Here is a 12,042-nt window from a genome sequence, read left to right as displayed (position 1 = left end):
ACTTCCTCACGCCGCCGCTCACGCCATCCCCCACCCCACTCCTTACGCCGCGCCTCACGCCGCCGCTCACGCCATCCCCTGCCTCACCTGTCACGACATCCCTCACGCCACCGCCCACACGCCCCAGCCCCACGCCGGCTGCCGCCTTCCCACCGGCATCCGCACCGGCCACACCTCTACCCGCACCGACCCTCGCGCCCCTACCTCCCCCGACCCCCGCCCCCATGCCTACGTCCACGATGCCGCCCCAGCCACCATCACCAGAGGCGCCACCAGCTTCAACGCCCCTCACCGTCACCGTGATCATCCCGGCCCACAACGAGGAACTAGGCCTCCCCGCCACCCTCCGCTCCATCAAGTCCCAATCCATCCCTCCAGACAAGATCATCGTCATAGACGACGCCTCCACCGACAACACCGGCGCCATAGCCACCTCCTACGGCGTCACAGTCCTCCGCCCACCCCACAACCTGGGCAGCAAGGCCAAAGCCCAGAACCACGCCCTCCCCCACTGCGACACAGACCTGATCCTCGCGGTGGACGCCGACACAGTCCTCTCCCCCGACTACATCGAGCACCTCAAACCAGCCTTCCAGGACCCGACCGTCCAGGTGGCCTCCGGCAACGTCCAAACCCGTTTCACCCGCACCCCTTGGGAACGCGGCAGATCAACCGAGTACCTCTTCGGCTTCCACTGGCACCGCCCGATCCAGCACCTGGCCAACAGCCCCATGGTCTGCTCCGGCTGCTGCTCCATGTTCAGACGCACGGCCCTCACCGATTCCGGCGGCTTCCCCGAACGCACCATCGTCGAGGACATGGACTTCACCTGGAGCCAGCAACTCGCCGGCCGCCGAGCGGTCTACGTCTCCGACGCCGTCGCCTGGGCCGCCGACCCGGAAACCCTCACGTACCTCCGCAAGCAGGTATGGCGCTGGATGGCGGGCTTCATGCAGAACGTCCGCCTCCACCTCCCCCGCCTGCTCACCCGCAAGCCCATGCTCGCCACCTGGATCATCATCGCCCTCCTCGAAATCCTGGTGGCCCCACTGTGGTGGGCAACCCCCCTGCTCCTCACAACGACCTTCCACGAGCCGATCCCCCACACCCTGGCCTGGTGGACGGCCGGCGAGCTCATCCTGACCATCCCCGCCCTCCTCTACGCAGCCAGACGCCGCCGCCTCCCCATCACCCAGGCCCTCCTCAACCTGCCCTTCGTCTACCTGAACAAGGCCGTCAACCTCTACTACGCCTGGAAGGCCCTCCTGGTGGAGCTGATCCTGGTCCCCCTCCACCTCTCCCAAGGCCTGGTGATCTACGAAAAGGGCCGCTGACTAGCTCGCAACTCTAAGCATCTATTCAGTAACTCTCTGTAGTCATAGGATGTGTTGCCGATGCACCGTTAACCCCAACCCCACCCCGAAGGGACGTGCTCCACCATGACCGCTCGCAGGACCGCCACCCCCATCTCAGCCCTGGCCCTGGCACTGACCTTGGCGGCCTCGCTCTCCACCCCCGCCCACGCAGCCACCGGCACGTTCGCCTACACGTACCCGACCCCCAACGGCACGAGCACCGCCGACCTGACCGACCCCCGCAGCGGCTCGTGCGTCAACATCCCCGAGGTCTACGCCATCGAGGACAGCGCCCACTCCCCCATCAACCACACCGACTCCACCGTCACGATGTTCACCGGCATCGACTGCACGGGCGATTACTACTCCCTGCCCCCGGGCGGCCGCGCCAGCAGCCGCCTCCTCCTCAAGTCAGCCGTCTTCTCCTAACCCCCACCAAGGCGGGACACCAGCACAGATCACCGCATCCAGCGATGTCGCTCGCGTCCGAGATGTTCCGAGGGACGCGACCGCGATGTCCCGCCTCCACCCCTCCCACAGTCCCACCCGCTACCCCCACACAACAGCCACCTCGTAGCATCAATGCGCCCACCCGCACCACCACACGCAGACAGGCGAAACCACGATGCCCGCCCCCGAGATGGCAAGCCCCCGCCTCCTCTTCACCCCCCTCTCAGTAGCCGACGCCGACGAAATGGTCCACGTCCTCAGCGCAGCTTCCCTGTACACCTTCACAGGAGGCTCACCCCCCACCCTGAACGAACTACGCGCCCGCTACACCCGCCAATCCGCCGGCCACTCCCCCGACGGCACCCAGACCTGGCACAACTGGATCCTCCGCACAAAACCGAACACCCAAGCCATCGGCTACGTCCAAGCCACAGTCATGGACAACGGCCACCGCGCAGAGGTCGCCTGGGTCATCGGCGCCCCCTGGCAGGGCCACGGCTACGCCACCGAAGCCGCCCGCACCCTGATCACCTGGCTCCAAACCACCGGCGTCACCACCATCCAGGCCCACATCCACCCAGCCCACACAGCCTCCGCCACCGTCGCCCGCCGCGCCGGCCTCCTCCCCACCGACCAGTTCGACGACGGCGAACAACTCTGGCAACACCCCACCCCAACCACCACCTGACCACGCAGCCCTACCCACGCCCCACGCTCACCCGCACACCGCCCTCAGCCCGCATCAACCCACACCCGCTACGCCCCGCTGCACAAGACCCCGCACTACCGGGGTGCGGGCTGACCTACGCAGGCCGGAAAAGCAAAACGCCCCGACCCTGAACCAGGATCGAGGCGCAACAAGAACAAGCTTCTCTGTGGAGCTATGGGGATTCGAACCCCAGACCTCCTCCATGCCATGGAGGCGCGCTACCAACTGCGCTATAGCCCCTGGTCACCGCTCCGAGTCCACCCGTTGCGGCGCTCCGAGAGCATATAGCCATCCCACCCCATTCACCTAATCGCGCCGCCCCTCCCGCGCCCTGAGCACCAGAGCAGCAAGCCCATCGAGCTGCCGCCGCACCCCGAACTCAAAGATCGAATCAAGGTCCATATCAAGCCCCGGCTGCCCCACCACCTTCCCCAGCGTCGGATAGGCCCCCGAGGCGAACAACCGCTCCAGCTCCACCCCGCGAGCCCGCATCCAGTCGTCATCCGTGATCCCGGTCTCCGTACGAGCCTGCTCCTCCGCCTCCAAGCTGACCGCCGCCCCACGAACGAAGCTCAGCAGGGAGACAACGGCGTGCATCGTGGTGTTCGCATCGAGCCCCAGCCCGTCCAACGCCCGCAGCAGCCGATCGGTGTGCGCCATCCCGTGGGCACGAACTCCGGCCTCATCAGCGAAATGGCCCGCGCCAGCCACGGATGCCGCCGGTGAATACGCCACTGCTGCCCCAACGCCAGCTCCAACTGTTCCCGCCACCCGCGCGGAATCCGGTCCGGCGGCGGATCCTCCCCGTACACGACATCGGTCATCAAATGGACGAGCTCATCCTTACCCGCCACATGCCGATACAGGGACATGGCCGAAGCCCCCAGCTCGGTGGCAACCCGCCGCATAGAAACGGCCGCAAGCCCTTCCCCATCTGCGATCCCGATGGCCACCCGCACAATGCGCTGCGTGGTCAGATCCTGTACGGGCGCCCGCGCCACCATCGCACGCCCAGCCACCACGGTCCCCACGCCCGGCACAGCCCGAGCCAGCCCCTCCTCCTGCAGCCTGCTCAACACCTTGCTGGCGGTGGCCATCGCGACGCCCCACTCCCGAACGATCTGCCGAGTCGACGGCAGCCGCTCCCCCGCCACCAACTCACCAACGGCGATACGGCGCCGCAACTGTCCGACGATCCGGAGGCACGGCGCGCCCCCTCGTTCCACCACAGCCCACACCCCTCGATCCGACCAGTCACCGCGCACTAGTGCACCCGCCCGCTTCTTATCAGACGCCTCCACCAAGTGCACTAGAGCACCCACCCAACACCTTTCCTCCCGAACACGCCCTTCCTACAGTGCGCGTACACCGTAAACAGAAGACGACACACACCCAGGAGGGGCGCCCATGCGCAACCTCACCATCCTCATCTCCGGCGCCGGCATAGCGGGCCCCGCCCTCGCCCACTGGCTGACCCGCCACGGCAACCACCCCACCGTCATCGAACGCGCCCCCACCCTCCGCCCAGGCGGCCAGGCGGTCGACTTCCGCGGCGCACCCCAACTGGAGGTGCTGTCCCGCATGGGCATCCTCGACGCGGTACGACAGGCCCAGACCCACATGGGCGACATCACCATCGTCAACGAACGCGGCAAGCGCCTGTCGAGCCTGCCCTCGGAAGCGTTCAGCGGCGAAGTGGAGATCTTCCGCGGCACCCTCAACCGCATCCTGCACGCCGCCGCCCCCGCCGAGTACCTCTTCAACGACACCATCACGGACCTGACAGAAACCGGGCAAGGCGTCCACGTCACCTTCGAACGTTCCACCCCTCGCACGTTCGACCTGGTCGTAGGCGCGGACGGCATCCGCTCGAAGGTCCGCGAGCTGACCTTCGGCAACGTCCCCGACCAGATCCACCACCTCGGCATGTACGGGGCGATCTTCTCCATCCCCAGCACGTACGACCTCGACCACCAGGGCGTCATGTACAGCACACCCGGCCGATGCGCCACCATCGCGAGCACCGGCACCCACACCAGAGCCGCACTGGACTTCGCCTCCCCCCGCCTCACCTACGACCCCCGCGACAGACCTCAGCAGCAGGCCCTGGTCGAGGAGGCGTTCAAGGGGCTGGGGTGGGAGATCCCCCACCTGCTCAGCCAGATGCGGAAGGCGGACGACTTCTACTTCGCTCCCGCCGCCCAGGTCGTCCTGCCGAAGTACTCATCCGGCAGAGTGACGCTCCTGGGCGACGCGGGGTACGCCGCCGGACCTGGCGGCATGGGCACGGGGCTGGCGCTGATCGGTGCGTACGTGCTGGCAGCCGAACTGTCCAAGGCCGACAACCACGAAACCGCCTTCAGCCAATACGAAAGCCGCATGCGCCCCTACGTCACAACCTGCCAGCACCAGGCGCAAGGAGCCGACGCCTACCTGGTCCCCCGAAAGAAGTCCCAGATCTGGCGACGCAACCAAATGATGCGCCTGTTGCCATACATGCCGGGCAAGAGCCTCATCAAGCGCATGACCGAACGCGCCGCCTCCGCCATCGACCTACGCCCCTACGCCTCGCCCTGAGCGCCATCAGGCCCTCACGCACCCAGCCCCGCCCCACTCACAACCCCCAGGCGCACCCGAACGTCAGCCGAACACCCAAACGTCCACCGCACCGCCACACCACCGTCCCGCCACACCACGCCCCGCGTATGCAACCCACGCACCGCGCCCCGCTGCGCCCCGCTGCGCCCCGCTGCGCCCCGCTGCGCCACGCACCGCCGCGCCACGCCGCAAACCACCGCACCACGTCCCGCGCCCCGCAACACCGCGCCCCGCAGCACCGCCGCACCCACCGGACCGCCGCCACGCCGCACCACCGTACCGCCATCGCGCCACCGCGCCACCGCGCCACCGCGCCACCGCGCCACCGCGCCACCGCGCCACCGCGCCACCGCGCCACCGCGCCACCGCGCCACCGCGCCACCGCGCCACCGCGCCACCGCGCCACCGACGGCAGGCGTACAGCTCCTGCGAGACCAGCGCCCCCGCCCCGGTCGCCCTCGCAGCCCGCACACATGACGAACGTCCTCGCCGCCTCCTCAGTCAGACGGCCGTGGGGAAGGGCCCGCGGTTCCACGACATGGCGTCACCGAAGGCCGCCGGCAAGTCCACGCCGGTACCCGCCGCATCGGCATACGCGCGATGCAGGTTGAGCACGAGCCGTTCAGCATCGGGCCACCCAGAAAAGGCCCGCAGATCAGCACGCCGAGCAGCATCCAACGGGCTCAGCTCACGCCGCATCCCATCAGCCGCGACCTCGGCCACGAACCGGTAGTAACGCTCGTGCTCGGCCAAAATGCCAGGCAACGTGGCGGCGTCCGCGAGCGGCCCGTGACCGGGCACGACGTGGTCGGCACCGAAGCCGGCCAGCCAGTCCAGCGACCGCAACGCCCCATCCACGGACCCCATCAACACCAGCGGCGTGATGCCGTGAAAGAGCAGGTCCCCGGTGAACAGCACGCGCTCCTCCGGCAGCCAGGCCACCACGTCGCCGGCGGTGTGCGCGGGATGACCGGGATGCAGCAGGTCGATCCGCCGCCCACCGCTGTGGACGGTCAGCTCGGAGCCGAACACGAGCCACGGCGGCCGCCGCGTAACCCCGCCCCAGTCGGGCACCGGCGCCCAGAACGGCGGGCAGCCGTCGATGACGAAGTCCGTGAGCACACTTTCGCGCACGCTCTCGTGCCCCACGATCACGGCCTGCTCGGGCAGCAGGCTGTTGCCGTGGGTGTGGTCGCCGTGCTGGTGTGTGTTGACGGCCGCCCTGACGGGGGCGCCGCCGGTGGCCGCGGCCAGCGCGTCCAGGAATCTCCGTGTACGTTCCTCGGTGGCGCAGGTGTCGATGACGATCGTGCCGTCGTCGCCCGTCACCGCGCCGGCGTTGTTGACCCACCAGGTCCCGTCGGGCTGCACCCACGCGTGCACCCCCGGCACGATCTCGTGCAGGGCCGCCGCGTCGAGCCCCCTGTGCTGGTTTCCCATGGCTTCGACTCCACCACGGCACCCGCTGGGGCATCATCAGCGGGAAAGGTTACGATCTCCTCCGGCTGCGATGTCACAGTCCGCCAGTTCGGAGGACCGGACGGTCAGTTCGGACGACCGGACCGCCGGTTCAGAGGACCGGACCGTCCGCTCGCACGACCGGACCGCCGGTTCAGAGGACCGGACCGCCTCGGCCAGCCCGTCCACCGCCGCCAGCACCCTGCGGGCCTCGGCGACGAGCCGTTCCCCGGCCGGCGTGAGCATGACCTTCCGGCTCGTACGCTCGAACAGCCGCCGCCCGACCTCCCGCTCCAGGCGCTGGATGTGCCGCCCGAACGGCTGGGCCGCGATGAAATGCCGCTGCGCGGCCCGTCCGAAGTGCAGTTCCTCGGCCAGCGTGACCGCATAGCGTAGCGACTGGATCTCCATCGACGAACCTTCCCCGACGGTCGGCGGCCCGCCGTCCCAGGCCGCCGCGATGTTCTGTCGCCGGATGATTCGTCCGAGATCGCCCTTTGTATGTCGGCCGCACGCAGAGAGCACACCAGCCGTACGCCCAAAGGCACAACCCGAAGCCCAGCCCAGCACCGCGCCCCGAAGCCCACACCAAAAGCCCGACCCAACCAGCAGCCGCACGGCCCCCGAGCCGCACGACCCCCTAAGCCTCAGCCTCAGGCTTGTCGTCGCTCCGCACCGGCTCAGGCAAGGTGCCGGCGTTGTGCTCCAGCAGCCGCCACCCCTTCCGCCCTTCCTGCAGCACGGACCACGAGCAGTTACCCAGCCCACCCACCGCCGGCCACAACTGCTCAGGCAGCCCGAGCATCTCGCAGATGCCCAGCCGCAGCGCCGCACCATGGGACACCACGACGAGCAGCCCGTCGTCGTCGACCCGCCCCGCCCACCGGCGCATGGCGGTCGCCACCCTGGCGGCCACGTCGGTGACGGGTTCGCCGTCGGGAGCCTCCCAGGCGGCGTACTCCTCGGGCCAGCGCGAGGCGATCTGCGCGCGGGTGAGGCCCTCCCACTGGCCGCCACCGCGTTCGCGGAAGTCCTTGTCGATGGCCACGTCGAGGCCGACGAGCCGCCCGAGGGCCAGGGCGGTGTCGTTGGCCCGCATGAGGTCGGATGAGACGATCATGCTGGGCCGCAGCGAGGCCAGCAGCGAAGCGGCTCGCGCGGCCTGCGCGACGCCGGTCTCGTCGAGGGGGATGTCGGAGTGCCCCTGGAAACGCTGTTCGACGTTCCACAGGGTCTGCCCGTGGCGCAGACATACGATCCGCCTGCTCATAGGGCGGCCTCACGGTGCCGCGGGTCGCCCTGGCTCACGCGCGCGCCCGCTGGAGGTTGGCCTGCATGACGCTCTCCGGCAGCGAGATGGCCGGGCAGTCCTTCCAGAGGCGTTCGAGCGCGTAGAACGTGCGGTCTTCCTCGTGCTGCACGTGGACGACGATGTCGATGTAGTCGAGCAGCACCCAGCGGCCCTCGCGCTCGCCTTCACGGCGTACGGGCTTGGCGCCGGCCTCGGTGCGCAGCCGTTCCTCGATCTCGTCGACGATGGCGCGTACCTGGCGGTCGTTGGTGGCGGAGCAGAGCAGGAAGGCGTCGGTGATGACGAGCTGTTCGCTCACGTCGTAGGCGAGGATGTCATCGGCCAGCTTGTCGGCCGCGGCTTCCGCGGCGATGCGCACGAGCTGGACGGATCTGTCAGATGCGGTCACGATGCGGGTCTGTCCTCCTGTGTCGGCAGCATGCCCTTATGTTGAGGGTACCCTTCCAGCCCGAAACCCCTCACCTGTGTATCCGCGGGCCGTGTCAGTCGGCCGTGTGGTACATCCCGCGCTTGTTGATGTACTGGACGATTCCATCGGGCACCAGATACCAAATCGGCTCGCCCTTTGCCACGCGCTGACGGCACTCCGACGAGGAAATGGCCAGTGCGGGGATTTCCAGCAACGTGACGCGGCCTTCCGGCAGGCCGGGGTCGTGCAGGGTGTGTCCAGGACGGGTGCAGCCGACGAAATGGGCCAGCTCGAACAGCTCGTCGGCCTGCTGCCAGTCGAGTATCGCGCCGAGGGCGTCGGCGCCGGTGATGAAGAAGAGCTGAACATCCGGCCCGTAAATATCCGAAATATCACGCAAAGTGTCGATCGTGAACGTCGGCCCAGGACGGTCCACGTCTACCCTGCTGACCGAGAAGCGGGGGTTCGACGCCGTCGCGATGACCGTCATCAGATAACGGTCCTCGGGCGCGGACACCACCCGCTCAGACTTCTGGTACGGCCGTCCTGTCGGCACGAAGACGACCTCGTCGAGCTGGAAATGGTGGGCCACCTCGCTGGCCGCGACCAGGTGACCGTGGTGGATGGGATCGAACGTCCCGCCCATCACGCCCACGCGTCGCATCCCCTGCACACCAGGCGCGTTCATCATGAAACGGACCTTACGCGGACGCTTTCCCCCAACATGAATGGACCCCCCTTCGTGATGACCGCGCATCACTTCCGTTGCGGACGTAGCATGCCGGGCATGACGACCACCCCGGACCGCAACCGCGTCCAACTGCCCGGCATCTCGTCCCGAGCCTACGAACACCCCGCAGACCGGTCCGCCCTGGTCGCTCTGCGCAAGCTCAGTGGGTTCGACACGGTTCTCAAGCAGATGTCCGGCCTCATCAGCGAGCGGCGGCTGCGCCTGATGTACCTGGCGTCGGCCGTACGCGTGAGCGAGACCCAGTTCCGCTCCCTCTACGACATGGGCCGCGACGCCGCCTACACCCTCGACCTGCACCGGATCCCCGAGATCTACGTCCAGCAGGACCCGCAGGTCCAGGCCAAGGCCATCGGCTTCGACGACCCGTTCATCGTCGTGACCACCGGCCTGCTCAACCTCATGAACGAGGAGGAGCAGCGCTTCGTCATCGGCCACGAGACCTCGCACATCCTGTCGGGGCACGCGGTCTACCGGACGATGCTCGACATCCTCACCCGCCTCGCCACCCGCGTCGCCTGGATCCCGCTCGGCTACATCGGCCTGCGCGCGATCGTCGCGGGCCTGGAGGAGTGGTACCGCAAGTCCGAGCTGTCGTCCGACCGCGGCGGCCTGCTGGTCGGGCAGAACCCCGAGGCGGCCAAGCGCGCGCTGATGAAGCTCGCCGGCGGCGACTACACGCACGAGATGAACATCGAGGCGTTCCTGGAGCAGTACCAGGAGTACGACACCGCGGGCGACCTGCGCGACGGCTTCCTGAAGGTGCTCAACCTCCTCGGCACCACCCACCCGTTCGCGGTGGTGCGCGTGGCGGAGCTGGACAAGTGGCAGCGCAGCGGCGAGTACGAGCGGATCCTCGGCGGCGACTACCCCCGCCGCGAGGACGACCCCAACGCGAGAGTGACCGAGGAGATCAAGGCGGCGGCCGAGTCCTACCGCGCGTCCTGGCAGCAGTCGCAGGACCCGTTCATCGGCGTGCTGCGCGACGTGGCCGAGGGCGCGGTCAACGCGGGCGAGCGCATCTTCAACCGCTTCTCCCGCCGCGACGGCGGCCAGGGCTGACCGCAGCGCCGAGATCAGCGCCGAAATCAGCGCTGATCGCGAAGCTGCACACAGGGCTGACTCCAGCGCGACCGATCGACGTGATCAGCCGCGCACGGCCCGCCGTCACACAGCGGCGGGCCGTCGTCGAAGCCACCACCACAGTCGCGACCTCTGCTACAGCAGAAGGGCGATGGCGCGCACGGCGGCGGCGCACAGGGCGACGAACCCGCCCAGCACGGCCAGTGCGCGCAGCCCTTCCCTGCGCAGGTCAGGCAGCCGATGCCCGATCCGCTCGATCTCCCGCCCGGTGATCCCCCCGCACAACATCCCGAACACCACCCCGGCCACCGTCACGGGCGCGGCCTGCTGCCACCAGTCGGCGTCGATCTGACCGCCCCCGGTGGCCCACAGCGCCCCGCCCGACGCCACCGCGACGGGCACTCCCGGCCACACGACGGCGGTGATCGCCGCCCCGGCCAGCGCCAGCGGGAAGAGCAGCACGCGCAGCGTCACCCGGGTACGCCGCGCGCTGCGTCTCCTGACCATCCAGTGGCTCATCCAGAGCGTCCTGGTCAGCACCACGAACACGGTCGTGATCGCGATCGAGGCGATCGGCCAGATCACCGAGGCCACCACGCACGGCACGGCCAGCACCGCGAGCATCAGCAGCGCACCGTTGCCCGCGGGCAGGGTGGTGGCCGACGCCGTTCTGGGCCTGGCCGTCGTCCTGCTTCTGACGGCCGCCGCCGTACGCTGCCGCGACGCGGTCATCTTGGGCCGCGGGCCGGTGGCCTTGCCGTCCACGCTGGTACGGGCGCGCGGCGCGGGCACCTTCCCCTCGGCACGGCTGCGCGCCACGGCCGCCGCGCCCTTCCCGTCGGGAACGGCCCTGGCGCCCTTCGCATCGGGCACGGCGCGGGCCCCCTTGCCGTCGGACACGCTGCGAGCGCTCTTGCCGTCCGGCACGGGCCTGCTCCCGGTGCGCCCGCGCGGCGCAGGCACCTTGCCCTCCGCGGGCACCGCGTTGGGCCTGCTGCGCGCCTTGGCCTCGCCGCGGGCAGCGGCGTCCTCTGCGGTACGGCTGCGCACCGCCGTGCCCTTGCCCGACTCCTCGGCCACGTCGCCGGTGCGCCCACCGGCCGCCGCCGGCTCGCCCTCGGCCGTGCTGGTGGCCTTGGCCAGCCTGGACAGCCGGTCGGCCAGCAGCGCCGCCGTGGGCCGTTTGCCCGGCTCCCTGTTGAGCGCCGCGCGCACCAGCGGCAGCAGCTCGACGGGCACGCCCTTGAGGTCGGCCTGCCCGTTCAGCACCGCGTACATCTGCGCCTCGGCCGTGCCCCGCCCGAACGTCGGCCGTCCGGTCGCCGCGAACGCCACCGTGGCGGCCCAGGCGTGCACGTCGGCGGGCGAGTCGACGTGCTCGTCGGCGAAGATCTCGGGCGCGGTGTAGCCGGGCGTGCCGAGGAACGTGCCGGTCATGGTCAGCCGGGTCGCGTCGAGCACCTGCGCGATGCCGAAGTCGATCAGCACGGGGCCGCGGTCGGCCATGATGATGTTGCCGGGCTTGAGGTCGCGGTGCACGACCCCGGCCGCGTGGATGATCGCGAGCGCGGCGGCGATGCCCTGGGCCATGTCGACGAGCTGCGACACGTCCAGGGGGCCGCTCTGGCGCACGCGGTCGAGCAGCGTGGCGCCCTCGATGTGCTCCATGATCAGGTACGGCCTGGCACAGCCCAGGTCGGCGTCGAGCACCTTGGCGACGTACGGGCTCTCGACCCTGCGCAGCGCGCGGACCTCGCGCTCCAGCCTGACGCGGGAGGTGGTGTCCTCGGCCAGATCGTGCAGGACCTTCAGCGCGACGTGTTCGCCGCGGCGGGTGGCGGCGAGGTAGACCTCACCCATGCCGCCCCGGCCGAGCCGCTCGACCAGGGTGTACGGCCCGACCTTGCCGAGCTTGCTCAC

Annotated in this window: 13 protein-coding genes and 1 tRNA gene; 5 read left to right on the top strand and 9 right to left on the bottom strand. The window is 69.5% G+C overall.

All coding sequences use genetic code 11. The features are described 5' to 3' along the window. The first annotated feature begins 299 nt into the window (after positions 1-299). From ABD331_RS58785 to ABD331_RS58775, 3 genes are all read left to right on the top strand, one after another. Entirely contained in the window at positions 300-1,334 is a 1,035-nt protein-coding gene (locus tag ABD331_RS58785; protein WP_344495992.1) for a glycosyltransferase family 2 protein, read from the top strand. A gap of 105 nt (positions 1,335-1,439) precedes the next feature. Then, the gene (locus ABD331_RS58780; protein WP_344495990.1) at positions 1,440-1,784 is read left to right on the top strand and encodes a hypothetical protein; all 345 of its coding nucleotides are present in this window, start codon (positions 1,440-1,442) and stop codon (positions 1,782-1,784) included. 196 nt (positions 1,785-1,980) lie between these two features. After that, a complete protein-coding gene (locus tag ABD331_RS58775; protein ID WP_344495988.1) occupies positions 1,981-2,493 on the top strand; it encodes a GNAT family N-acetyltransferase in 513 nt (170 codons plus the stop codon). Positions 2,494-2,681: 188 nt separating this feature from the next. Here ABD331_RS58775 and ABD331_RS58770 read toward each other — a convergent pair. From ABD331_RS58770 to ABD331_RS58760, 3 genes are all read right to left on the bottom strand, one after another. Further along, positions 2,682-2,754, bottom strand: a tRNA-Ala gene (locus tag ABD331_RS58770). Between the two features lie 66 nt (positions 2,755-2,820). Then, entirely contained in the window at positions 2,821-3,174 is a 354-nt protein-coding gene (locus ABD331_RS58765) for a TetR/AcrR family transcriptional regulator C-terminal domain-containing protein (RefSeq protein WP_344495986.1), read from the bottom strand. Further along, a complete protein-coding gene (locus tag ABD331_RS58760) occupies positions 3,087-3,698 on the bottom strand; it encodes a GntR family transcriptional regulator (protein WP_344495984.1) in 612 nt (203 codons plus the stop codon). The genes ABD331_RS58765 and ABD331_RS58760 overlap by 88 nt, the downstream gene beginning before the upstream one ends. Positions 3,699-3,921: 223 nt before the next feature. Here ABD331_RS58760 and ABD331_RS58755 point away from each other — a divergent pair, with 223 nt between their 5' ends. Further along, the gene (locus tag ABD331_RS58755) at positions 3,922-5,091 is read left to right on the top strand and encodes an FAD-dependent monooxygenase (protein WP_344495982.1); all 1,170 of its coding nucleotides are present in this window, start codon (positions 3,922-3,924) and stop codon (positions 5,089-5,091) included. A 522-nt stretch (positions 5,092-5,613) separates the two neighbouring features. Here ABD331_RS58755 and ABD331_RS58750 read toward each other — a convergent pair. From ABD331_RS58750 to nadD, 5 genes are all read right to left on the bottom strand, one after another. Beyond that, positions 5,614-6,552 carry an MBL fold metallo-hydrolase gene (locus ABD331_RS58750; RefSeq protein ID WP_344495980.1) on the bottom strand — a complete coding sequence of 313 codons (939 nt, stop codon included), beginning with the start codon at positions 6,550-6,552 and terminating at the stop codon, positions 5,614-5,616. 36 nt (positions 6,553-6,588) lie between these two features. Next, positions 6,589-6,981, bottom strand: a complete 393-nt coding sequence (locus tag ABD331_RS58745; protein ID WP_344495978.1) for a LysR family transcriptional regulator — start codon at positions 6,979-6,981, stop codon at positions 6,589-6,591. 229 nt (positions 6,982-7,210) lie between these two features. Next, a complete protein-coding gene (locus ABD331_RS58740; RefSeq protein ID WP_148443614.1) occupies positions 7,211-7,840 on the bottom strand; it encodes a histidine phosphatase family protein in 630 nt (209 codons plus the stop codon). A 34-nt stretch (positions 7,841-7,874) separates the two neighbouring features. Beyond that, on the bottom strand, positions 7,875-8,270 hold the full coding sequence (rsfS, locus tag ABD331_RS58735) for a ribosome silencing factor (RefSeq protein WP_185102224.1): 396 nt from the start codon (positions 8,268-8,270) through the stop codon (positions 7,875-7,877). Between the two features lie 94 nt (positions 8,271-8,364). Then, positions 8,365-8,982: a nicotinate-nucleotide adenylyltransferase gene (nadD, locus tag ABD331_RS58730; RefSeq protein WP_344495972.1), complete on the bottom strand. Its 618-nt coding sequence runs from the start codon at positions 8,980-8,982 to the stop codon at positions 8,365-8,367. 96 nt (positions 8,983-9,078) lie between these two features. On the opposite strand from nadD, the gene ABD331_RS58725 reads away from it, so the two are divergent. Then, entirely contained in the window at positions 9,079-10,101 is a 1,023-nt protein-coding gene (locus ABD331_RS58725; protein ID WP_148443617.1) for a M48 family metallopeptidase, read from the top strand. Positions 10,102-10,257: 156 nt separating this feature from the next. Here ABD331_RS58725 and ABD331_RS58720 read toward each other — a convergent pair whose 3' ends face one another. Beyond that, on the bottom strand, positions 10,258-12,042 hold the full coding sequence (locus ABD331_RS58720; protein ID WP_344495969.1) for a serine/threonine-protein kinase: 1,785 nt from the start codon (positions 12,040-12,042) through the stop codon (positions 10,258-10,260).

Origin of the sequence: Nonomuraea monospora (assembly GCF_039531895.1) — a bacterium.
GTDB lineage: Bacteria > Actinomycetota > Actinomycetes > Streptosporangiales > Streptosporangiaceae > Nonomuraea > Nonomuraea monospora.
This window is presented reverse-complemented; position numbering and strand designations above follow the sequence as displayed.